20 protein-coding genes and 1 other RNA gene are annotated in these 24906 nt (G+C 33.6%); 15 read left to right on the top strand and 6 right to left on the bottom strand.

Annotated elements, in window-relative coordinates:
* The first annotated feature begins 11 nt into the window (after positions 1–11).
* Both ACXGQW_RS05750 and kdsA read left to right on the top strand, forming a co-directional pair.
* Positions 12–6548, top strand: a complete 6537-nt coding sequence (locus tag ACXGQW_RS05750; protein ID WP_457824142.1) for an alpha-2-macroglobulin family protein — start codon at positions 12–14, stop codon at positions 6546–6548.
* A gap of 231 nt (positions 6549–6779) precedes the next feature.
* Entirely contained in the window at positions 6780–7598 is an 819-nt protein-coding gene (gene kdsA, locus ACXGQW_RS05745; protein ID WP_457824141.1) for a 3-deoxy-8-phosphooctulonate synthase, read from the top strand.
* A gap of 60 nt (positions 7599–7658) precedes the next feature.
* Here kdsA and ACXGQW_RS05740 read toward each other — a convergent pair whose 3' ends face one another.
* Positions 7659–7886, bottom strand: a complete 228-nt coding sequence (locus ACXGQW_RS05740; protein WP_457824140.1) for a DUF3820 family protein — start codon at positions 7884–7886, stop codon at positions 7659–7661.
* 65 nt (positions 7887–7951) lie between these two features.
* On the opposite strand from ACXGQW_RS05740, the gene ssrA reads away from it, so the two are divergent.
* The 10 genes from ssrA (at position 7952) to ACXGQW_RS05690 (ending at position 17563) form a co-directional block, all read left to right on the top strand.
* Positions 7952–8352, top strand: a transfer-messenger RNA (tmRNA) gene (gene ssrA / locus ACXGQW_RS05735).
* A gap of 660 nt (positions 8353–9012) precedes the next feature.
* Positions 9013–10419, top strand: a complete 1407-nt coding sequence (locus ACXGQW_RS05730; protein WP_457824139.1) for an arginine decarboxylase — start codon at positions 9013–9015, stop codon at positions 10417–10419.
* A gap of 72 nt (positions 10420–10491) precedes the next feature.
* A complete protein-coding gene (gene speB / locus ACXGQW_RS05725; protein WP_457824138.1) occupies positions 10492–11430 on the top strand; it encodes an agmatinase in 939 nt (312 codons plus the stop codon).
* A complete protein-coding gene (locus ACXGQW_RS05720; protein ID WP_457824137.1) occupies positions 11423–12397 on the top strand; it encodes a deoxyhypusine synthase family protein in 975 nt (324 codons plus the stop codon). The genes speB and ACXGQW_RS05720 overlap by 8 nt, the downstream gene beginning before the upstream one ends.
* A gap of 10 nt (positions 12398–12407) precedes the next feature.
* On the top strand, positions 12408–12695 hold the full coding sequence (locus tag ACXGQW_RS05715; protein WP_457824136.1) for a hypothetical protein: 288 nt from the start codon (positions 12408–12410) through the stop codon (positions 12693–12695).
* A gap of 171 nt (positions 12696–12866) precedes the next feature.
* Positions 12867–13436 (top strand): hypothetical protein, encoded by a 570-nt coding sequence (locus ACXGQW_RS05710; RefSeq protein WP_457824135.1) that lies wholly within the window; start codon positions 12867–12869, stop codon positions 13434–13436.
* A gap of 15 nt (positions 13437–13451) precedes the next feature.
* A complete protein-coding gene (locus ACXGQW_RS05705) occupies positions 13452–13784 on the top strand; it encodes a hypothetical protein (protein ID WP_457824134.1) in 333 nt (110 codons plus the stop codon).
* Positions 13785–13911: 127 nt separating this feature from the next.
* The gene (locus tag ACXGQW_RS05700; RefSeq protein ID WP_457824133.1) at positions 13912–15438 is read left to right on the top strand and encodes a carbon-nitrogen hydrolase family protein; all 1527 of its coding nucleotides are present in this window, start codon (positions 13912–13914) and stop codon (positions 15436–15438) included.
* Between the two features lie 91 nt (positions 15439–15529).
* Entirely contained in the window at positions 15530–16792 is a 1263-nt protein-coding gene (locus tag ACXGQW_RS05695) for a putative DNA modification/repair radical SAM protein (protein ID WP_457824132.1), read from the top strand.
* Between the two features lie 3 nt (positions 16793–16795).
* On the top strand, positions 16796–17563 hold the full coding sequence (locus ACXGQW_RS05690) for a TIGR03915 family putative DNA repair protein (protein ID WP_457824131.1): 768 nt from the start codon (positions 16796–16798) through the stop codon (positions 17561–17563).
* Positions 17564–17567: 4 nt separating this feature from the next.
* Here ACXGQW_RS05690 and ACXGQW_RS05685 read toward each other — a convergent pair whose 3' ends face one another.
* Complete coding sequence (locus tag ACXGQW_RS05685; protein ID WP_457824130.1) at positions 17568–18647, bottom strand: peptidoglycan DD-metalloendopeptidase family protein; 1080 nt, start codon at positions 18645–18647, stop codon at positions 17568–17570.
* Positions 18648–18811: 164 nt separating this feature from the next.
* On the opposite strand from ACXGQW_RS05685, the gene ACXGQW_RS05680 reads away from it, so the two are divergent.
* Positions 18812–19927 carry a DNA topoisomerase IB gene (locus ACXGQW_RS05680; RefSeq protein ID WP_457824129.1) on the top strand — a complete coding sequence of 372 codons (1116 nt, stop codon included), beginning with the start codon at positions 18812–18814 and terminating at the stop codon, positions 19925–19927.
* A 3-nt stretch (positions 19928–19930) separates the two neighbouring features.
* Here the strand turns inward: ACXGQW_RS05680 and ACXGQW_RS05675 are convergent, their stop codons facing one another.
* The gene (locus ACXGQW_RS05675; RefSeq protein ID WP_457824128.1) at positions 19931–20260 is read right to left on the bottom strand and encodes a hypothetical protein; all 330 of its coding nucleotides are present in this window, start codon (positions 20258–20260) and stop codon (positions 19931–19933) included.
* Positions 20261–20352: 92 nt separating this feature from the next.
* Complete coding sequence (gene nadE, locus ACXGQW_RS05670) at positions 20353–21144, bottom strand: NAD(+) synthase (RefSeq protein WP_457824127.1); 792 nt, start codon at positions 21142–21144, stop codon at positions 20353–20355.
* Between the two features lie 54 nt (positions 21145–21198).
* Here nadE and gldB point away from each other — a divergent pair, with 54 nt between their 5' ends.
* Both gldB and gldC read left to right on the top strand, forming a co-directional pair.
* The gene (gldB, locus tag ACXGQW_RS05665) at positions 21199–22164 is read left to right on the top strand and encodes a gliding motility lipoprotein GldB (protein WP_457824126.1); all 966 of its coding nucleotides are present in this window, start codon (positions 21199–21201) and stop codon (positions 22162–22164) included.
* 55 nt (positions 22165–22219) lie between these two features.
* The gene (gene gldC, locus ACXGQW_RS05660) at positions 22220–22570 is read left to right on the top strand and encodes a gliding motility protein GldC (protein WP_457824125.1); all 351 of its coding nucleotides are present in this window, start codon (positions 22220–22222) and stop codon (positions 22568–22570) included.
* Positions 22571–22642: 72 nt separating this feature from the next.
* Here the strand turns inward: gldC and ACXGQW_RS05655 are convergent, their stop codons facing one another.
* The gene (locus tag ACXGQW_RS05655) at positions 22643–23590 is read right to left on the bottom strand and encodes a hypothetical protein (RefSeq protein ID WP_457824124.1); all 948 of its coding nucleotides are present in this window, start codon (positions 23588–23590) and stop codon (positions 22643–22645) included.
* Positions 23591–23704: 114 nt separating this feature from the next.
* Positions 23705–24724, bottom strand: coding sequence for a recombinase RecA (gene recA / locus ACXGQW_RS05650; RefSeq protein ID WP_457824123.1), 1020 nt, complete (start codon positions 24722–24724; stop codon positions 23705–23707).
* Positions 24725–24906: the final 182 nt, after the last annotated feature.

Genomic DNA, 24906 nt, shown 5'->3' with positions numbered 1-24906 from the left:
AAAAAAATAGGATGAAAAAAATATGCTTGTTGCTACTGTTATTTATCAATCTTTCGTTGGTTGCACAAACCTCAAAATATAAATCTCTGTGGACAAAAGTTCATCAATACGAGCTAGAGGGTTTGCCTAAAACTGCCGCTAAAGAAGTAGCTAAAATATATAAAATTGCAAAGAGAGATGGTCAACAGGCTCAAAAAATAAAATGTTTACTATATCAAAGTAAGTTCAGTATAACCTTAGAAGAGGAAGCCAAGTTAAAAGTAATTAACCATTTTAAAGAGGTAATTGAGCAGACCGATAACGTAGGTTCTAAAGCAGTTTTGCATAGTATGCTTGCTCATATTTACTGGGACTATTATCAAAGTAACCGATGGAAAATACACAACCGTACCCAAACTACCGCAAAAAACAATACAGATTTTAGAACATGGGATTTAGCAACATTATTGGCAGAAGTTCAAAAGCATTATCAGTTTTCTTTACAAAATGAAGAGGTATTACAAAACATTTCTAGAGAAGAGTTTTCAGAAATTTTAAAAGCACATGATGATGAAAAAGATTATAAAAGAACTCTGTATGATGTTTTAGTTCACAATGCAATTGAGTTTTATCAAAATAGTCAAAGTAACATCAATCAGGCCAAAGAGCCTTTTCATATTGATAAAAAAGAATATTTAGAAGAGATAGAAAAATTCAATATTACCACATCAGATACGTTATCCAATAAATACAAATCCTTACAACTTTACCAGCAACTAATTAAATATCACAAAGCCAAAAATAATGAGCTTGCCTATGTTCAATCTATATTACGTGCAGTTCATTTTATAGAAAAAAATCAACAAATAGCTAATTTTTTAACCGTAAAACTCAACTATTTAAAAGGTTTAAAATCCCAAATAAAAGTATCAGAAAATCGTGTTTATATAGATTTTGAAATCGCTAAAGCGCATTACTCTTTGGCAGAAACTTTTGAACCCAAAAAACAAACCCAATATCAGTTTGAATTTGTGAAAGCTTTGGAAATATGTGAAACTATTTTAAAAGAGCATCCAAAACATCAGCTGGCTAAAAGTTGCGAACAATTAGAAAAGGTAATTTTACACCAAAACGTTAATTGTCGTTTACTGCAATATACCCCTGTAGGTAGCCATGTAAAATCATTAGTTAGCTATAGAAACGTTACCAATTTCCAGGCTACTATTTATCAAATCAACCAAAAAACAAGTCTGTTATTACAAAACACCTATAACAGAGATAAAAAAGATTCTATCATAAAATTATTGCCTGTCTACAAATCTTGGCAGGTAACTTTGCCCAATCAAAAAGATCATCAGCAACACAGTACAGAAATTTTATTGCCCGATTTAGAACAAGGAAGCTACTTGTTTACGGGAATTGTTAATGGCGATAAAGTTGTTAACGATTATAAAGAGTTTAAAGTTACCGATCTTACCTTTTTAAAAATAGCAGAAAATAGATATCAAATACTAAATAGAGTAAATGGAAAGGTTGTTGAAGGAGCTAAAATACAGATAAGTAATAAACATATTAATCAAAGGGCAAGGTACAATATAGAGAAGAATTTTGTTACGGATAAAAACGGAGAATTTACTTTTAAAGCCAGTAGATACTACGCTAATTGTGTTGTGAGTGTAAGAACAAATACGGAAAACACCTATTTTGATCACATTTCTTTTTACAAAAAAAGGACATATCAATCTAAAAATAATACCACGCATTACAAGGCATTTATATTTACAGATAGAAGTATCTATAGACCCGGACAAAAGGTGTTTTTTAAAACTATTTTATTGAGTAAAAAAGGAGAAGAAACAGCATTACTAGCGAATAAAAGTGTCGAAGTAAAGTTGTATGATGTGAATCAACAAGAAGTAAAAAAAGAGATCTTAACCCTAAACGATTTTGCTTCTGCCAACACCACGTTTACTTTGCCCACCTCGGGCTTAAACGGAGTTTACAGCTTTAAGGTGTACTACAAAAACAAGTATATTTCTAGCCGAAACAGTACTGTTTCTGTTGAAGAATACAAACGACCTAAGTTTGAGACTAATTTTAACCCGGTAAAGGGAACTTACAAAGTAAACGATTCCATCAAAGTAGAGGGGGAAGCTTTGGCTCTGGCAGGGAGTAAAATTACAAATGCCAAAGTTCAGTACAGGGTAGTGCGCAAAGCACAATACCCAAGATGGTGTTGGTGGATGCCTGCCGTCAATAAGCAAACGGAAATTGCCAACGGAGAAACAACAACCAACCATGAGGGAATTTATACCATTCCATTCAAAGCACACCCAGATGTGACGGTTGCCAAAGAACATCAGCCCGTATTTTATTATACTGTTTATGCGGATGTAACAGATATTAATGGAGAAACTAGGAGTGCTGAAACAAGGGTAGCGGTGGGATATCACGCTCTAAACTTGAGCATCAATGTTGCCGATAAACTGAATGTATTAGAGAAGAATAACATAGAAGTTCATAGTGAAAACTTAAATGGTGTTTGGACAGATACGCAAGGAACGGTAAAGATTTACAAATTGTTAGCTCCTCAAACACCCAAAGTAGCTTCGCCTTGGGAACGTCCAGATATTGTAGGAATTACAGCAAAAGAGCATCAAAAATTATTTCCTAATATTTTTGAGGACAAACATTTTAAGGATTTTAAAAAATGGGAAAAAGGAACTTTGGTATACAGCAAAAAATTTGATACTAAAAAAAGCAAAACACTGGCTTTAGGAAAAATTAAAAAATGGGAATTAGGTAAATATATCATTGAGGCCACCTCAACTGACAAATGGGGACAAGAGGTAAAAGATAAAAAATGGGTGGAGGTATATGACCCAAAAGCTAAAAAAGTTGCCGACCAAAAAATGTTTACAATTTTTACAGACAAACGACAATATCAGCCTGGAGATAAAGTAGTATTGTCTTTAGGTTCGGCTTCAAAAAACATGAATATCATGGTGGAGGTAGAAAAAAATCATCAACTTTTTTCTCAACATCAAATATTTCTAAGTAATGATATAAAAACCTTAGAAATACCCGTTACGGAAAATGATAAAGGAGGTTTTGCAATCAAATGGCATTGGGTCAATAGCAATCATTTAGAGAGTGGAGCTGTTCACATTCCCGTTCCTTATCCGTCTAAAGAATTGTCCATTGAAACGTTAACTTTTAGAGATTTGTTAGAGCCAGGTGCCAAACAAAAGTGGCAGTTTAAAATAAAAGGACCTCAACAAGAAAAAGTATCTGCCGAGGTATTAGCATCGATGTACGATATTTCTCTAGATCAGTTTATGCCTCATGCTTTAAATTTTAATCCTGAACAATTACCAATTTACAGGGCTTATCACCAAGTAACAAGCTATGATAACTTTAAAACTTCAAATTTAAGTGTAACAAACGGATATAGAAGTTTCTATCATTATGTGGTTTTTGATAAAGATGATTTTAATTGGTTTGGATTTAGTATTGACAATAATAGGTGGGTGAATAAACGGTATTTACAGAGTATTAGCTATGCGAAGGCTTCAATAAGTAAATATAAGGACAAGTCTATCCCAAAAGGTAAAGTTAAAATTACAGTTTTGGACGCTTTCAAGAAAGAGCCTATACCAGGTGTAGCAATTAGTAGTGGAAAGAATCAATTTGTGTCAGATTTCGATGGTATAGCTATAGTTGATACCAAATACAAGACAAAATTAGAATTGACGTATTTAGGATATGAAACGTACACTTTTAAAGTAGATAAAAAATACAACAGTTACACTGTTAAACTGGCAGCATCTTCAGACGAGCTAGACGAAGTTGTTGTTGTTGGATATGGTAAACATAGAAAGTCATTGCTTTCAGAATCCACTACCAGTTTTGAAACAGTCTCAGAATCACTCGAAGAAACTTCGAATATTCGAATAAGAGGGGTTTCTTCTTTGTCAGGAACTACAAATCCTTTATTTGTAGTCGATGGCGTACCAGTAGAAGGAAACCCCAATTTTCCCCCGGAAGAAATAGCATCTATAGATGTCCTGAAAGATGCTGCTTCTAAATCTATTTACGGGTCAAGAGGAGCTAATGGCGTAATTGTAATTAACACTAAAGAAGCATTAAAATCAAAAGTATCTAGCCAAGCATTAAACAACGTAAAAGCGAGAACTAATTTTAACGAAACAGCTTTTTTCTTTCCGCAATTAAGAACCAATGAAAAAGGAGAGGTGTCTTTTGAGTTTACCATGCCAGAAGATTTAACTAGATGGAAGTTACAATTAATAGCGCACGATAAAGCCTTAAATACTGGAACCAAAACATTAACCGCGGTAACTCAAAAACAGTTAATGGTGGTTCCCAACCCGCCAAGGTTTTTAAGGGAGGGAGATGCCATAATGTTGACTACCAAAATAGCCAATCTAAGTAAAGATATGCAAGAAGGGAGCGTAAAGCTTGAGCTAACGAACCCAATGACAGGTAAAAAGGTAGATGCGCTGTTTCAAAATCATCAATCTGTTCAGAATTTTTCTATAACCAAGGAGGGGAATACTTCGGTTTCTTGGAAACTACAAATTCCAGAAAATATGGGAGCAGTGCAATACAAAATTGTAGCGGCAACCCAACGTTTTTCTGATGGAGAACAAAATATACTTCCTATTTTATCTAATAGAATGTTGGTTACAGAAACATTACCATTGTGGGCAAACGGAGGACAAAGCAAAACTTTTACGTTAGCGGGTTTAAAAAACAGCAGTTCGCAAAGCTTAAAACACCATCAACTAAGCTTAGAGATAACAAGCAACCCCGCTTGGTATGCAGTACAAGCGCTGCCGTATTTAATGGAATATCCTTATGAGTGTGCAGAGCAAACTTTTGCAAGATATTATGCGAATCAGTTGGCAAGTCATATTGTGAATAGCAGTCCTAAAATAAAAGAAGTATTTGAGCAGTGGGCAAATTCAGAAACATTGATGAGCAATTTGGAGAAAAACGCGGAATTAAAATCAATTATAATAGAAGAAACTCCGTGGTTAAGGGATGCGCAATCGGAAGCGGAACAAAAAAAGAGAATGGCCTTATTGTTTAATTTGTCTAAAATGGAAGCCAATCTAAAAAGTGCCATTAAAAAATTAGACCATATGCAAATGTCCAACGGAGGATTTCCTTGGTTTAAAGGATCGGATGATGCCAATAGATATATTACACAACATATCGTGCAGGGATACCATCATCTTAAGAAACTGGGTGTTAGCATTGACGACAAACGTCTTGAAAAAATGATAGATAAAGCTGAAAGTTATTTAGATGATGAATTGATTGAGAGTTACGATTTACTTTTAGAACAAGCAGATAGATTACAACAACTCGCAAAAACAAAAAAAGAAGGAGTAAAGGCAACTCAAAATTATTTGAGTAAAAAACACTTATACAGTTTTCAGTTGCAATATTTGTACGTGCTTAGTTTCGATCAAAATAGAAAATTAAAAGGCAGGCTTAAAGAAGCTGTGTCATATTATACGCAACAGGCAGAAGAATTTTGGAAAGAGGAGTCGTTATACAATAAAGGGATAATTGCTTTGGTTTTTCACAGAGAGAACAATACCTCAGTTGCCAAAAATATTTTAAACTCGTTGCAAGAAAATAGTGTGTTGAGTGAAGAAATGGGGAGGTATTGGAAAGAGAACAAAGCAAGTTGGTACTGGTATCAAGATCCTATTGTTACACAAAGTTTAATGATAGAAGTGTTTTCTGAAGTTGCGGCTAATACTTTATTAGTTGATGAACTAAAGCAGTGGTTGTTAAAGAATAAACAAGTACAGCAATGGAATACGACCAAAGCTACCTCCGAAGCGATTTATGCTTTACTGCTACAAGGTTCCGATTGGTTGTCTGTAACCGAAGCTGTGGAGGTAACCATAGGAGGACAACCCATTCCGAAAGTAAAAATGAAAGACGTAACTGTAGAAGCAAGTACAGGTTATTTTAAAACACATTGGAAAGCTGATGAAATTACCAAAGATTTAGCCACAGTAACCTTAACAAAAAAAGAAAAAGGAGTTGCTTGGGGTGGTTTGTACTGGCAGTATTTTGAGGATTTGGATAAGATAAAGCAAGCCGAAACTCCATTGAGCTTAAAGAAAGAAGCGTACATCAAAAAAAATACGGAGCAAGGGATAAAATTAATAGCAATTAAAGGTAGTATTGCTTTAAAAGTAGGAGATTTATTAACAGTAAGAATAGAATTAACTTCTGATAGGGACATGGAATTTATTCATATGAAGGATATGAGAGCTGCTGGATTGGAGCCAATAGATGTCATCTCTCAATATAAATGGCAAGATGGTTTAGGTTATTATCAAACGACAAAAGATACGGCTACACATTTCTTTTTTGATCGTATTAAAAAAGGAATTTATGTATTTGAGTATGATTTAAGAGTGAGTCATCAAGGAACTTTTAGCAACGGAATTACCAATATAGAGAGCATGTATGCACCAGAATTTAGTAGTCACAGCAAAGGAGTAAAAATAAGGGTGGAGTAGCAAATTCTCATTATTTCTTGTCTTACGCTAAATAGGATTTCAATTTATTAGAATGCGGTACTAAACAAGTTCAGCATTACGGAAAGAGTGCTATCAAAAGTTACATACACAATTCAAACGTCTGTTCGAGTGTTTTTGAAGCGCAACGTAAAAAACGTATCGAGAACAGCGGTCATATAAATAAATAACCAACTTAAAATGTATCTTTGCGGTACAGAAATAACAAAAGAAATGGACTTAAACGTAATCCCAAAAATCAAACACGCAGATAGCGACAACTTTTTTTTATTAGCAGGACCTTGTGCTATTGAGGGGGAAGAAATGGCATTAAGAATTGCAGAAAAAGTAGTGACTATTACTGACAAATTAAATATTCCCTACGTTTTTAAAGGCAGTTTTAAAAAAGCAAATCGCTCTCGTATCGATAGTTTTACAGGAATTGGTGATGAAAAAGCGTTAAAAATTTTACGTAAAGTTTCTGAAACGTTTGATGTACCTACGGTTACAGATATTCATGAAATTGCTGATGCCGAAAAAGCGGCTGAGTATGTAGATGTATTACAAATTCCAGCTTTCTTAGTTCGTCAAACTGATTTGGTAGTAGCTGCAGCCAAAACAGGTAAAGTTGTAAATTTAAAGAAGGGGCAGTTTATGAGTCCTGGAGCTATGCAACACGCGGTACAAAAAGTAAAAGATGCAGGTTTTGATAAAGCTTGGGTAACAGATAGAGGAACTATGTTTGGATACCAAGACATGATTGTAGATTTTAGAGGAATTCCAGAAATGAAGCAGTTTGCTCCCACAGTTTTAGATGTAACCCATTCGTTACAACAGCCAAACCAAACAAGTGGGGTTACGGGAGGAAGACCTGATATGATTGGGACTATTGCTAGGGCAGGAATTGCTGCTGGAGTGGATGGATTGTTTATAGAAACACACTTTGATCCAGCAAATGCAAAATCTGACGGGGCTAATATGCTAAACATAGATTATTTAGAAAAGCTATTAACGGACTTATCGGCAATTAAAAAAGTAATTAACACTTTGTAAAATAAGGAGTTGGCATGAATTTTAAAATTTTGATTTTAAGACTTATACCAACGCATAAAATCACACTTTATTTTTTAGCTTTCGGATTAAATCTTCTAGTCCATTTAGTTTTAGTTCGTACACCAATGCCATCATTTCTCCTAATGTACCTTTGGGGAAGCCTTTATTTTTGTACCAAACAATATAATGCTCAGGCAAATTTATCAAATCGTAATCCTTATACTTTCCAAAAGGCATTTTAGTATTGGCAAGTTTTATTAAATATTCTTGATTTGATAAATTAGTCATATTTTGTAATTGGTATGTGTTTTGAGCGGATAAATATATACATTTGCAATCTTCTTTGAAATTATGGGGACGACTGGTTTTGACAGCGAGGTCAATTAACTAGTAAGCATGTCGAGAGATGGAGCTCATTCTCGTAAATCGAGGTTCCAAAACAATAAACGGTGAAGAATCTTTCGCCATGGCTGCCTAATTATCTGAATTAATAGTAAGATAAGGCCTAGGCTCACAAGGTGAGCAAGCTATGCATCTCCTGTAAGCGCTGATAGACCGCGTGCAATTTAGAGATGTCGTAAAAGTCTAAATAGAAAACATATTACTTAGCTGTGTTTTCGAAACTCAATAAGTTAAGTTTAGTGTAGGTAGTTTTTAGCCAGTCCTAGAACGAAAATCTAAATAAAAACTAAGCATGTAGAAAGCTACGCGATTGCTCGTTTGGACCCGAGTTCGATTCTCGGCGTCTCCACAAAAACCCTTTATAAACCTAGTGTTTATAAAGGGTTTTGTTTTTAGCTGACCATTGGGTTAACAATTTTTGAGTTCGACCCAAAACCAGATTACTCACCTACAAATTTATTATTTAATTGATTTAGGTTTTTGTAAGCATCTATATGACTTACCTTTAAATTTGTTCCCATACATCAAGCTGTATTCTTTATTTATTAACCATTTAATGATTAAGAATAGTTAGCTTATTCTTTAAAGTTAAATAAACGTTGTTCTCTTAATTTATTGAATAAGATATTTGTGTTTAAAGTATAACTATTTGTAGTATAGTATTTTATGAGTCATTTAGAAAAATACTTTTTTTAGGATACATATTTGTTTTTTGTTTATGTTTGTCAATATAATGAGTCGTTAAAGTGACGCATTGCCATATATCAAATGAAATTTTTTTTCAGATTCGGGCTTAGGAGCATAAAGAAGTCTACTCCAAAAGCTGCCCAAGGGATTGGGAACCGAATTCTCAGGCTGACTTCTGAAATAAATACTACTTTTCGTATTTTGGAACGTTGCAGGTTTGTTCCATCCACTACATTAATTATCCGTATTTAAATAGTTAGAAATATTTCAATTAGGCATTGAATGCCGTTTTTACATTTTTTTAATTATTTTATTTACATGCATTATGAAAACAAAATACTTTGATCTCATTGATCAAACTTTTGATTTTCCACAGGAAGAATTTACTCTAAGTCAAAATAAATTAAATTTTCACGGAGTTGATTTAATGGAACTTATAGAAAAATATGGTACTCCTTTAAAGTTTACCTATTTGCCAAAAATATCCGAAAACATTACAAGGGCGAAGGGCTGGTTCAATACGGCCATGGAAAAAAACAATTACAAAGCAAGTTACAACTATTGTTATTGCACCAAGAGTTCACATTTTAGACATGTGCTAAATGAGGTGTTAAAAAATGATGTGCACATTGAAACATCTTCCGCTTTTGATATTAATATTGTAGAAAATTTAAAGGCTGAAGGTAAAATTACTAATGACACTTTTATCATTAGCAATGGCTTTAAACGTGCTCAATACATTACCAACATTGCAAGATTAATCAATGGAGGGCATAAAAAATGTATTCCAATTATTGACAACTATGCGGAAATAGATCTGTTAACAGAGGAGATTAACGAGCCATACGATATTGGAATTAGAATCGCATCAGAAGAGGAGCCTAAGTTTGAGTTTTACACCTCCAGATTGGGAATCGGATATAAAAATATAGTACCTTTTTATGAGAATCAAATCAAAGACAATCCAAATGTAACGCTTAAAATGTTGCATTTTTTCATCAATACAGGTATACGAGATACTGCTTATTATTGGAATGAACTTTTAAAGTGTATGAAAGTATACACGAGTTTGAAAAAAGTCTGTCCTAGCTTAGACAGTTTAAATATTGGAGGAGGTTTTCCTATAAAAAATTCATTGGCGTTTGATTATGACTACGCTTATATGGTTAATCAAATTATCAGTCAAATTCAACAAATATGTGATGAAGAAGGAGTTGAGGTTCCCCACATTTTTACAGAATTTGGAAGCTTTACCGTAGGAGAAAGTGGAGGTGCTATTTACGAGGTGTTATATCAAAAAAAGCAGAACGATAGAGAGAAATGGAATATGATTAACTCATCATTTATAACTACATTACCCGATACTTGGGCTATTAACAAACGTTTTATCATGTTACCCATTACAGGTTGGGATAAAGAATATGAACGTGTTTTACTAGGAGGATTAACTTGTGATAGTGATGATTATTATAATAGCGAGCAACATATGAATGCCATTTATTTGCCCAAATACAGTAAGGAGAAACCTTTATACATAGGCTTTTTTAATACAGGGGCTTACCAAGAAACGATTGGTGGATATGGAGGCTTGCAACATTGTTTGATCCCTACTCCTAAGCACATATTGATAGACAAAGACGAGAAAGACAATATAGTAACTTCCCTGTTTTCGGAGCAGCAAACTTCGGAGGAGTTACTGTCCATCTTAGGATACAATTATGATGTAAACTAGTAAAAATTAAAAAAATATTAGAATTGGTAGCTACAAACTAAAAAGGATGCCTTTAAAATACAAAACATAAAGATGAAAACTGAAAAAACATACGCTGGAATACCTGTAGAATATACGAATCCTAACAAAGCAAAAATAGTGTTAATTCTTGTTCCTTTTGATGGAACAAGTACTTGGGGAAAAGGAGCTGACAAGGGACCAGAAGCATTTCTAGATGCTTCTGAGAACATGGAGTTGTATGATATAGAAACAGATAGTGAAGTATATAAAAACGGAATTTATTTAACAGAACCATTAGCGTTACTGTCAACTCCAGAAGCAATGGTTAATGAAGTATACAAGTACACCAAATCACAAATTATAAGGAATAAATTTGTTACGCTTTTTGGAGGAGAACACTCAATATCCATAGGAGCTATAAGAGCTTTTGATGAGTGTTTTGATAATTTAACAGTTTTACAAATTGATGCTCATGCAGATTTACGCAAAACTTATGAAGGAACACCTTATAATCATGCTTGCGCTATGTACGAAGCAAGCCAAAATACAAATTTAGTTCAAGTTGGAATCCGCAGTATGGACGTTTCCGAAAAAACTGTAATGAACAAAGAGAATGTGTTTTTTGCAAAAGATATGGTAAGCGATGAATACTGGATGACTGACGCAATAGATGTTATGACAAATAATGTGTATATCACGTTTGACTTAGATGCTTTTGACCCTTCTATTCTAAGTGCTACAGGAACACCTGAGCCAGGTGGATTGCTATGGTACGAAACTCTAGAGTTTTTAAGAAAAGTTTTTAAGGAGAAAAATGTAGTAGGTTTTGATGTTGTTGAACTTTGTCCAAATCACTACAGTCAAGCATCAAACTTTACAGCGGCCAAGTTATATTACAAAATGCTATCCTATAAGTTTGAAAATGTAGATATAGAAGAGGAGGATAATTTTTATCAAAAAGAAGAAAAGAAAAAAACAGTAACAAAATTTAAAGATTTGATTAATGACTAACAAGGGAGCCGTTTCGCAATTTATAGAAAAATACTACTTACACTTTAACGCAGCTACTGTGGTAGACGCTGCTAAAGCTTATGAAGTACAATTAGAGAACAACGCTAAAATGTTGGTTTCATTAGCTGGAGCTATGAGTACGGCTGAGCTGGGAAAAATATTCTCGGAAATGATTCGCCAAGAAAAAGTTCATATTGTTTCCTGTACGGGAGCCAATCTAGAAGAAGATATTATGAATTTAGTGGCACACAGCCACTACAAACGCGTACTTAATTACCGTGATTTAACCCCTGAACAAGAGTTTGAACTATTAGAAAAGGGTTTAAACCGAGTAACAGACACTTGTATTCCAGAAGAAGAGGCTTTTAGAAGACTACAACAACATATTTTTAAAATATGGAAAGATGCAGATGAGGCTAGAGAGCGATATTTTCCGCATGAATTTATGTACAAAATGTTACTGTCTGGAGTTTTAGAAGAGTATTATGAAATTGATTTAAAAGACAGCTGGATGTATGCTGCTGCAAAAGCCAATTTACCAATGGTAGTTCCTGGTTGGGAAGATAGTACTATGGGAAATATTTTTGCGAGCTACGTAATGAAAGGGGAGTTAAAAGCAAGCACAGTAAAATCTGGAATAGAATATATGGCTATGTTGGCGGATTGGTACAGTAATCATTCTGAAAATGGAATTGGTTTTTTCCAAATAGGTGGAGGAATTGCCGGAGATTTTCCGATATGTGTAGTACCTATGTTATACCAAGACCTAGAAAAAACAGACACTCCTTTTTGGAGCTATTTCTGTCAGATAAGCGATTCTACTACTAGTTACGGTTCTTATTCTGGAGCAGTTCCTAACGAAAAAATCACTTGGGGTAAATTAGATATCGATACCCCTAAGTTTATCATAGAAAGTGATGCAACCATCGTGGCTCCTTTGATATTTGCTTATTTGTTAGATATGTAAAATTTGAGAGATGAAAAATATTATAGTCGATTTCAAGAAATTAACGCCAGAAATATTAGCTTTAGTAGTAAAAAAGTATCCTGATGGTTACGGAGAGGGTGATGTTATCAAGTTTAAAAACGCAAAAAATCAAACCGTAGAAGCTGTGGAGGTAATTACTCAGGACACTAAGTATTTAATAAAAATTAGTGATAAGCTAGAAGCAGTGATGGATTCCTACGAGGTGGGAGATTACGAAGATTTTGAAGCGGATGATGTAGAAGCAATAAAAGATTCTTTTGAGGAGTCAGATGAATAAAAAAATAGAATTAAAAAATATTAAATGATAAAGTAGTCATAAAAATTCACACGTAAATTATTTAGACAATAAAATACTAAAAGCACAGACTTGAAGTGATTAAAATCTGATTTCAAAGTAAAAAATTGTACAACAAGCTACTGAATCAGTAGTCGATAAAAATTAAATAAAATGAAAAAATTAAAATCGAGTGTGTTACTAGTATTGTTTGTGTTTACCAGCATAAACGGGTTTACCCAAGATAAACCCAAACCAAAGATAGAACAGGTTTTTAAAGGTCTAGATAAAAACAAAGATGGTTTTATAGTGTATCAAGAATTAGAAGGAAAACCAATGCAAAAAAACTTTACTAAAGTTGATGCCAATAAAGATCAGAAAATAACTTTAGAAGAACTGTCTCTTTTTAGAGCAAAACAAGGACAGTCCAAAGTATCTGTTAACAGCAACCAACAACAGTCCATTGCTAATGGCTTTAAAACTTTTGATAAAAACGGTGACGGGTTTATTACTCTAGAAGAGTTAGAGGATAAAAAAATGCAGAAGAGATTTAAAAAAATAGATAAAAATAAGGATAAAAAAGTAACAATTGACGAACTTATTGCGTATCGAAAAAAACAAGCAGAGCTCAAAGCCAAGCAACTAGAAAGGGAAAGAGAATTTGAAAAAGAAACGAACAAAAATAGTTTCCCCAAAGAAGTGCAGTATCCAATAGAAAACGAATCTAACTTTAATCAAGAATAACAAACATTCAAAAAAATGAAAAAGCACCATTTAATATTAGCAGGGTTTTTCGCCGTTATTTTCTCTTTTTCGACATTGGCACAAGAACAAAAATTGATAAAAGACTTGGAGAGTTTGTACAAAACGTTGGATAAAAATGCTGACGAAATGTTAACTTTTGAGGAGTTGGGGGAAGATGCAGAATTGTCTGAAGTATTTGAAGAGGCAGATGTTGACGAGGATGGGTCATTAAATTTTGAAGAATTCAAACTGTTTATGGAATCTGATTTGACTCAAAAAATATGGAACCATGCAAAAGAAACCAAAAAGCCTTCAAGCAAATTAGAAGCTGATAAAGGAGAATTCTAATCGGTAGAAATCCAACTGTTTCAACTAGTAAAAAAATTCACAAATCTAAACTTGTTTAAAATCACATAGGTTGTTAAAGATAAAAAATGGCAGCCTATGTTTTTTAAGTGGTTTTTACTTATACGCTATGAATTTAAATGAAATTGATAATATTGAACTTCAATATTTAAATATAAGAGATTATCAAGAGCTAAAAAGGGCAATGATAGATGTTTATGACCAAATGCCCAATAGCTATTGGAGTGAATCGCAAATAAAAAAGCTCATCAAAATTTTTCCAGAAGGACAAATTGTTATTAAAGTAAACGGTCAATTGGCTGGTTGTGCTTTGTCTATTGTTGTAGATAGTTCAGAGGTAGAGAATCAGCATACTTATAAACAAATTACTGCCAATTACACTTTTGACACGCACAGTGCTCTAGGAGATATATTGTACGGAATAGAGGTTTTTATTAAGCCTGAGTTTAGAGGTTTGCGTTTGGGGAGAAGATTGTACGATTATAGGAAAGAACACTGCGAAAAATTAAATTTAAAGGGAATTATATTTGGTGGTAGAATACCCAATTATTATCAGTACAGCGAAACTTTAAGTCCCAAAGAATATTTGCAGAAAGTAAAGAAAAAAGAAATTCAAGATCCAGTATTAAATTTTCAAATGTCTAACGATTTTCATCCTTCTAAAATCTTAAAAGGATATTTGGATGGAGATACTGCTTCGGGAGATTTTGCAGTTTTGTTAAAATGGGATAATATCTATTATCAAAAACCAACAAAAGAAGTATCTGTCACTAAAAAAGTGGTCCGTTTAGGCTTGATCCAATGGCAGATGAGAACTTATCAAAATTTAAAAGAGCTCTTAAATCAGGCAGAGTACTTCATAGATGCCGTAGCTGGATATCGATCGGATTTTGCTTTATTTCCAGAGTTTTTTAACGCTCCATTGATGGCAAAAGACAATCATCTGAGTACTTCTGAGGCTATTAGAAGATTGGCACAACATACAGAGGCTATTGTAAATAAATTCTCTGAGTTTTCTATTTCCTATAACATCAATATTATTTCTGGAAGTATGCCAGTGATTAAGGATGGTAATTTATATAATGTAGGTTATATATGTAAAAGAGATGGAACTATTGAGGAGTACGAAAAATTACATGTAACTCCAGATGAGGCAAAAGTTTGGGGAATGCAAGGAGGTAGCAAACTGCAAACTTTTGATACCGATTGTGGAAAGATTGGAGTGTTGATTTGCTATGATGTAGAATTCCCGGAACTTGGACGAGTGTTGGCAGACAAAGGAATGGATATTTTGTTTGTACCTTTTTTAACAGACACCCAAAATGGTTACTCTAGGGTAAGGCATTGTGCGCAAGCGAGAGCCATAGAAAACGAATGTTATGTGGCTATTGCAGGTAGTGTAGGGAATTTACCTAAAGTAGAGAATATGGATATTCAATTTGCTCAATCCATGGTATTTACTCCTTGTGATTTTTCTTTTCCTAGTAATGGTGTTAAAGCAGAGGCAACACCTAACACCGAGATGATTTTAATTGCCGATGTAGATTTAAACCTTCTTAAAGAACTGAATCAGTTCGGATCTGTAAAAAACTTAAAAGATAGACGTAAAGATTTGGTACAGGTAGTTTATAAATAAACATTGTTTAAATAGTATCTTAGATTATCATTCGTGTGGATAGGTTACATAGTTAGGCTTTATTTTTGTTGTACTCTTAAAAATGAAGCTTATGTCTTTTGATCGCATACAGGAAAAATTAAAAATTTTAGCGGATGCTGCCAAATACGATGTGTCTTGTTCTTCTAGTGGTAGCAATAGGAAGAATACCAACAAGGGTTTAGGAGATGCTTCTAAATCTGGAATTTGCCATACCTATACGCAAGACGGACGTTGTGTATCTCTTTTAAAAATTTTACTAACCAACCATTGTATTTTCGATTGTGCTTATTGTGTAACACGTAGCAGTAATGATATTAAAAGAGCTGCTTTCAAAGTACAGGAAGTAGTGGATTTAACGATAAATTTTTATAGAAGAAACTACATAGAAGGCTTATTTTTAAGTTCAGGTATTTTTAAAAGTCCGGACTACACTATGGAACGTTTAGTGGCGGTTGCCAAAAAACTAAGATTAGAAGAAAACTTCAACGGATATATTCATTTAAAATCAATTCCTGGAGCGAGTGATGAGTTGATGCGAGAAGCAGGTTTATATGCAGATAGATTAAGCGTAAATATTGAAATCCCTACCAAGCAAGGTTTAAAATTATTAGCTCCAGATAAAAACCAATCCGACTTTTTAAAACCGATGACCAAGGTTAAGAATGAGATTATTCAATACAAGTCTGAAAAGAAAATTATAAAAAGTACACCAAAATATGCACCCGCAGGTCAGAGTACGCAAATGATTGTTGGAGCTACTGGGGAGAACGATATGCAGATTATGAAAACCTCTAATTTTCTGTATAAAAAATTTGGAATGAAGCGCGTGTACTATTCGGGGTACATTCCTATTAGTTACGACAATAGGTTACCACAAATAGGAACCCCTGTGCCTATTATGAGGGAAAACAGGTTGTATCAAACTGATTGGTTATATCGTTTTTATGGCTTTGAGATTGACGAAATTGTAAACGATCATCACCAATTTTTAGATTTAGATATTGACCCTAAATTAAGTTGGGCACTTAGAAATCTTCATCATTTCCCTATTGATATTAATAAGGCAGATAAAAGAATGCTAGCTCGCATTCCGGGAGTGGGAATGAACTCCGTTTATAAAATATTGCAAGCTCGTAAGCATAGAAATCTTAGCTGGGATCACCTTAAAAAACTAGGTATTGCTTTAAATAGAGCTCAGTATTTTATGACCTGTGCTTCTAGTGAATTTGAAAGAAGAGACCTAACGGCAGATAAAATTAAAGGACTCATTATGCGTCAGTCTAAAAGTAAATATGCTGCGAACTTTAGCAATCAGCTATCATTATTCAATTAATTTATGGTAAACATTCTAACCTACGATGCTTCTTTTGAGGGGTTTTTAACCGCTGTTTTTACGGTTTATGAATTGAAGTTAAAAGGGTATACTGAAATTCACAAACAAGAACTTTATCAAGATAAATTGTTTAGTGAAAGTTTAGAGGTTGTATCTAATAAAGATAAAGCAGATAGAGTTTGGAAAAAACTTAAAGAAAAAATAACTTCTAAAGGAACTTACCAATTGTATATGGCTTTTTTAAGCGAAGACGTGGGGGTAGAGAATATTTTGTTGTATACGATTCAACACATCATCAAAAGCAATAAAAATGTGATGAAAGACTATGCCAATCCTTATGTGATGCAAATTAGCAAGTGGGTAAAAAGTGTAGGTAGAGAAAAACATAGGATGGAAGCCTTTGTACGATTTAAGTTGACCAAAGACCAAATTTACTTTGCCAACATAGCCCCAGATTTTAATGTACTGCCGTTAATTAAAAATCATTTTAAGAACAGATATGCAGATCAGCAATGGATGATTTACGATTTAAAACGCAATTATGGATTGTACTATAATTTAAGTAAAGTAGCTATTATTCACTTAGATTTTGACCAAAATTACGACCCAACAAAAACATCATCAGCAATTTTTGCTCCTATAGAATTGGAGTTTCAGCAATTGTGGAAAGACTATTTTAAAAGTACCAATATAGAGTCTAGAAAGAATCTAAAACTACACATTCAACACGTACCTAAACGTTATTGGAAGTATTTAAGCGAAAAACAATAAATATTTAATTGCTGGCAGGAGTTAGCAGGCTTTCGTAAACAAATCCTTGAGTTCCATCGCGCAATTGAACTCTAAACCATTTCTCACTTTTTCCTATTACCTTTAAATCATCGGTTTTATTTAAACTAAGTATTTTGGCGTAACGCTTGCTCGGGCCTTTGCGCAAATTAGCTATTCTTTTAATACGGTATTCCTTATAAGTGTGAGCGTTCTGTTGTGTATTTCTTGCCTTTGGATAAGTTTTAATAAATGGGAATGGATCTATAGCCCCTGTGCTTTTATAAATTCCAAAATGCAGATGTGGAGGAGTGGTTCTAGCATTTCCTGTATTTCCTACAAACCCTAGCGTATCACCTACTTTTACAACACTACCCGTACGAGCATCAATACTATCTAAGTGTGCGTAATATAAAGAATTTCCCAGTAGTCCATCTTTCAACCAAACTTGTTTACCACCCAAACCTCTATTTCCTGTGTTAGAAATGAAACCACCAGTAGCAGCTACTACGGGAGTCCCTCTTTTTGCAAAAATGTCTACTCCTTTATGCTTTCTTCTTCCTCCAGCTCTAGGAGCTCCCCAAAAACTTTGTACAGCCTTGGGTGTATAACCAGCAACGGGAAACTGATATTTGGGCATAGTTTCGCAAGTGAAGACAAAACTTAGTTCCTGATTTATTTTAGGTTGTAAAATAAGGTGATAGGTACCAGGTTTTTTTAACAAAAAACTACTGCTTTGGCTGTCAAACAAAAGTTCTTCTATTTGTTTATCGTTCTTATAAATATCTAAGAATACAGCTGTGTTTTTTATTGAATTTACAGCGATTTTACCCAAGCTACCTTCTTTAAACGTAAAAACAAAGCTTGTAGCAATGGTAGAGGAATCTTTAGTATATAAGTATTCAGTATAAGGTAGGTTGTAGGTAACGCTATCTTGTTTAGCTCGTTTATAACTTTCTTCCCATTTTTTTACGAGTATGGTGTCTTGCTTAAAAGATCTTACATACAGCTCTTTATCTGAAGGATTTGTAATAAAATCTTTAACAGTTTGGTAAGGTTCTTTACAAGAAACCTGTAGTATAACCATAAGTAAAATATAAACGTATTTTAGGTAAAATTTCATAAGTCAATTCATAAAAACAAGAGTTATAAAATTACCTAACAAGAGATTTCGGTATAATGATGAGAATCAATGTTTTTGGATGATTATAGACAATCCCTATAAGTCACAACATACTTATTTTTATTACTATGGATTTAAAAAAATATAGCGAACCTAGCTTTATCACCAAAATGATACAAGAGCCTAACGATGTGATTCATCATTTTGATTTGAAGTATACCACATCTAAAGATTTGAGTATAGAAAGAGTAAAAAAGGGAAAGGAGTTCGTATATAAATACAATCATCAAATTATCGATAATCAGAAATTAGTCGATAGAATTGACCAGCTGGTGATTCCACCTGCTTGGGAAAAAGTAAAAATAGCCTATCCCATCAATGGACATTTACAGGCAGTGGGTAGAGATATTAAGAACAGAAAGCAGTACAGGTATCACCCTTTGTGGAATAAAATTAGAAATCAAACCAAATTTTTTAAACTGTCTTCTTTCGGTAAAAAATTGCCAAAGATAAGAGCCAAAATCAGCAAAGATTTAGAAGATGCCACGTGGAGCAAATCCAAAGTTTTGGCATTGGTTGTAAAACTTATGGAGGAAACACATATTAGAATAGGAGGAGCGCAGTATGCTAAAAGAAATAGAACTTATGGCTTAACGACTTTGAGAAATAAGCACGTTTTTTTAAATGATAAAAAAATGAGATTTGAGTTTATAGGGAAAAAAGGCAAGCAACACCGTATTAGCGTTAAAAACAAAAAGTTAGTGAAGTTAGTAAGACAATGTGAAGAATTACCGGGCTGGGAACTTTTCCAGTATTTTGATGTTGATGGTAACAAGTGCAGTATAGATAGCACAATGGTAAATGATTACATTCAAACAATTAGTGGGGATTTGTATTCAGCAAAGGACTTTAGAACATGGGCTGGAAGTGTTTTATTTTTTGAAGCCCTGCACTCTATGGGAACTGAATTGGACAATGAAAAAAACCAAAAGAACATACTAGCAGCTTTTGATATTGTAGCTAGTGAGCTAGGAAACACTAGGAACGTTTGTAGGAAATATTATGTGCATCCTGTGCTGATTCATCAATATAAAAATCATGGTTTGGCTCCGTACTTCGCCAAAATAGACAAGTCAACATCAGCAAATGAAGGTTTGTACTTTTCTATTTATGAAAAAACAATGCTAGAAATTTTGGATAACTATATTCCAGAATTTCTAGCATTAGATGAGGGAAATAAGTAATATTTACTCTCTTAAAGTTTTAAGGGAAGCTTCTGCATTATCAATCTTTTCCTCTTGTTCCTTTTTAATGGTTTTGTAATTGTCTTTGGCAATACTCACTTTTTCTTTTACGGCCTTAAATTCCTCTTTCGCTCTATCGCATTCTAGCTTTGCCACCTCTAATTTATTTTTAGCCTCACTTATTCGAGATTCGTAAGAAATAATATCTTTTCTTAAGTCTGCAATTTTAGAAGCTTTTTCTGTCTTACTTAAAGTTACTGTTTCAGCTTTTTTTTCTTGAGCATTGATTGTTAAAACGCTTAAAAAAAGTACAGTAGTAATTATTTTTTTCATCTGATTTATATGTTTGTTTTAAACCCTAAAGTAGATGATTTTACAAGTAATCACAAATTGTTTCTTGTCAACGTAATTGTTGACAAAGCAGACTAAGCTTTAAGATTTTTTGGAATTTCGCACACGGGTATAGGTTGCATTTTGTGCTGATTAGCACTATTTAATTTGGTATAAATAGCAAAAACCTCTCTTTCTCTCCCAGAAAAGTCTTCTACTTTTTTCTTAAGATCTTGTTGCATCATTGCCCATTCCAATTCATCGTAACTAGCTCCAAGCTGATCTTCATCAGTTCTACTATCTCCAAACAATCCATCCGTAGGAGCTGCAGTTTGTATCGCTGTAGGAACTTTTAAATAAGTACCCAGTTCAAACACTTCGCTTTTGACCAAATCAGCAATAGGACTAACATCTACACCCCCATCACCGTACTTGGTATAAAATCCAACTCCAAAATCTTCTACTTTGTTACCAGTACCAGCTACCAAACTACTATGTAGTCCCGCAATGTAATATAAGGTCGTCATTCTCAGTCTAGCACGCGTATTGGCTAAGGTAAGATTTAAAGTAGCCTCATTTTCAGTCGTTGGAACGGATTTTTTAAATACTTCGAAACTATCCGTTAAATCGATTCTTTCGCTAGATACGTTCTCAAAACGTTTTTTTAGTTGGCTAATATGCTCTTCAGCCCTAGATACCTGATCTGGGTGCTGATGTATAGGCATTTCTACACAAACCGTAGGTAAACCAGTGCTTGCACAAAGCGTAGAGGTTACCGCAGAGTCTATTCCTCCAGACACTCCTACAACAAAACCTTTAACGCCAGCCTTATTTGCGTAGTTTTTTAACCAAGTGATGATATGTTCTGCAATCTTTTGAGTTTCCATGTTGCTTATTTGTTATTTTTGAGGTTACACAAATTTACTCAAAATATGCTCGATATGAAAAAGTGGATTGCTTTATATTCAGTCGTTAGTTTGCTAATGTATTGTACACCTGTTGATAAAAAAGAAGAACAGATTGCGCAGGTAAATGTAGATACACAATTTTCATTGTTTCACAAAGCGTTTTTTAATGCGAAGGCTCAAGATATCCCTGTGCTAAAGAAAGAGTATCCTTATATGTTTCCTGAAAGAATGACGGATAGTGTAGTGCTTAAAAGAATGAATGATACCATACAAAGAGATTTGTTTGCTGAAGTAAATCAAGTATATGGAGATTTTGAAGCTCAAGAGCAAGCACTGTTGGACTTATTTAAACATATAAAATATTACTTTGAGGAATTTAATTTGCCTATTGTAGTCACGGATATTTCAGGAATATCTTATCAAAATAGAATATTATATGGGAATGATATGCTATTAGTATCCTTAGATATGTATTTGGGTAAAAATCACGAATTTTATGCGAGTTTTCCTGCCTATTTAAAAGAAACTTTTACACCCAATCATTTACCAGTAGATGTTGCTAAAAAGATAATCGAAGCTAAATACAGAATTGAAAGAGACAGAACTTTTTTAGGACAGATGATTTTTGAAGGAAAAAAACTGTATTTACTGGATTTGTTTTTACCCAAGGTGTCAGATGAAATAAAACTAGGCTATGCTAGTGAAAAAATGGATTGGTCGCGTAAAAACGAAGCCGCTATTTGGGCTTATTTTATTAAAAACGAAATGCTGTACAGTAACAATCCTAAATTAAAACAAAGGTTTATCAATTTGGCTCCCTTTTCTAAGTTTTATAAATCTATAGATAAGGAATCTCCTGGAGGTATAGCAAAGTATATTGGTTTGCAGATTGTAAGATCCTACGCAAAATCCCATCCTGAGATTACTCCCGCAGCACTCATGCGCACGGATGCACAAACTTTAATGGATACCTCGGGCTTTAAACCTCAAAAGAAGTAATGAGTAACCATATCACTATATTCTTTATCTTCGTGCTTCAATAAAAAATATAGGCATGGCTGTAGCACATAAATCTAAAATTGAGTTTGAGATAGGACTTGATGAAAATAAAATACCAGAAACAATTCATTGGTCTGCAACTGATGGTGGGATTACTAAAGACGAGTCCAAAGCGACCTTATTATCGGTTTGGGACTCCAAAGAAAAAGAAACATTATACTTGCCTTTATGGACCAAGAAAATGCCTGTGGATGAAATGAAAGTGTTTTTTCATCAAACGTTAGTACAGATGGCAGATACTTTTGAGAGAGCGACAAATGATGAGAAAATGTCTGCCACTATGAGGGATTTTTGTGAATATTTTGCGGAAAAATTAGAGTTAGAAGATAAAACAAAAAAGAATTAAGCGTTTTTAAATCATCAAAATCAAAAGAGCCTCTACACATGTAGAGGCTCTTTTGATGAATTGAAATATGTTCTATTTTGCAACCGTGGTGTCTGTGGAAAATAGTTTTTTAAACTTGTCTAGATAATGAATATCTAGCTCATTGCCTTTAGTATTCAAATTTTCGAGAGATTTGTTACTGTCGATATTAAGTTTTGAAAGTAAATTGTTAGAAACATTTAATGTTGTTAAAGCTGGATTTTTAGAAATATCAATCTGTTGTAGTTTGTTTTTGGAAACATCTAAGTTAATCAAAGAAGTTTCTTTGGAAAGATCCAAACTAGTTAATGAGTTATTCTTTAGGTATAATTCTTCTAGAGACACACAATCTAGTTTAACGTCAGTTAGCTTATTGTTTTGTAAATACAGTTTACGAAGCGTATTACTGTCAATTCGTATTTTACTTAAGTCGTTGTTTCTAGCCTTCAAGTAAACCAAATGATTGTTTTCGGGTAGGCTGATGTTATTTATCTTGTTTTTTTCTATATGCACTTCTTCTAATAACAAGTTATTGAAGAAATCTACAGTAGTAAGTTGGTTTCCAGCTAAATCTATTTTTTTTAACAAAGTGTTTTTACTTACATCTATAGCATTTAACGCGTTGTTTTGTAAAAACAATAGGGTTAGTTTTTTGTTATTTACAAGGTTTATCGAAGTAAGTTTGTTTCCGTAAGCATGTAAACTCTTTAGAGCTGTGTTGTTAGAAACATTTATTTCAGTTAATAAATTATTTCCTGCCAAAAGAAATCTCAAATTTTTAAAAGCCTCAATTCCCTTTAAGTTTGCAATTTGCTTATTAGAAACATTTAAAGTGCCTTTAAAGTTTTCCGCCTCAGAAGTCTCAATTTCACTATTTCCATTGATATTAATTTTAGCATTGGCTAATAGTTGTGCTTTAAAATTAGCATCAGGAATATTAACTTTTTGTGCTTGAAGGGTATTAGCAGCAAACATGACTCCTAGAAATAATATGGATTTCATAAAATTAGTTTTAAATGTGAATTTAGTAATTCTTGATTCGTAAAAATATAAAAATCTCAACCATAGACACTAATAGTTGAGATTTTTGTAAAAATATTTTTAATGAATGAATGTTTACTCTTCTGCTTCAGGGTTTTTTATCGCATCAATAATTTTAGCTTCTAATTCTTCGGCCAATTCAGGATTGTCTTTAATTAAATTTTTAACAGCATCCCTACCTTGTCCTAACTTTGTTTCTCCATAGCTAAACCAAGAACCACTTTTTTTAATGATACCGTAATTAACCCCAATATCTAAAATTTCACCTACTTTGGAAATTCCCTCCCCGTACATAATATCAAATTCTGCTTGTTGGAATGGCGGAGCAACTTTGTTCTTTACAATTTTAACTTTTGTAGCGTTTCCAATTACTTGGTCCCCATCTTTTAATTGTGTTCTCCTTCTAATATCAATACGTACAGAAGCATAAAATTTTAAGGCATTACCCCCAGTAGTTGTTTCTGGGTTTCCGAACATCACTCCAATTTTTTCACGCAATTGGTTAATAAATATAACAGTACAGTTGGTTTTATTAATAGTACCCGTTAATTTACGTAATGCTTGAGACATCAAACGAGCGTGTAACCCCATTTTGGAGTCTCCCATTTCTCCTTCAATTTCACTTTTAGGAGTTAAGGCAGCAACAGAATCAATCACAACAATATCAATAGCACCAGATCTAATTAAGTTCTCCGCAATTTCTAGTGCTTGTTCTCCGTGGTCTGGTTGAGAGATAATTAAGTTGTCAACATCTACACCTAAACTTTCTGCATAAAAACGGTCAAAAGCATGTTCAGCATCAATAAAGGCAGCAATTCCACCAGCTTTTTGCGCTTCGGCAATAGCGTGGATGGTTAAGGTTGTTTTTCCTGAAGATTCAGGTCCGTAAATTTCAATAATACGACCTCTAGGATAACCACCAACTCCCAAGGCTAAATCTACCCCTAAAGACCCAGAAGGAATAACTTCTACGTCTTGTACAGCCATATCTCCCATTTTCATAACGGCACCTTTTCCGTAAGTTTTGTCTAGTTTATCTAAGGTAAGTTGAAGTGCTTTTAGTTTAGCATCTTTATCATTGGTCTCTTTTGCCATATTATTAGTAGGTTAAATTGTTATTTGGTTGTTAGCTAAAATACGAATTTATCGTTGTAAAACAGGGAATGAATTTATTTTTACATTTGGTGTTTTTATTCTAAATAAGGATTTTTTTCAGACGAGTAAATAGATGTTATCTATTGATAATTAAATGTTTAAGTATAATGTGTGTCTATAAT

The sequence above is a fragment of the Wenyingzhuangia sp. IMCC45533 genome (assembly GCF_054111225.1).
Note: the sequence above shows the minus strand (reverse complement) of the source record. Positions and strands in the feature narration are given on the sequence as shown.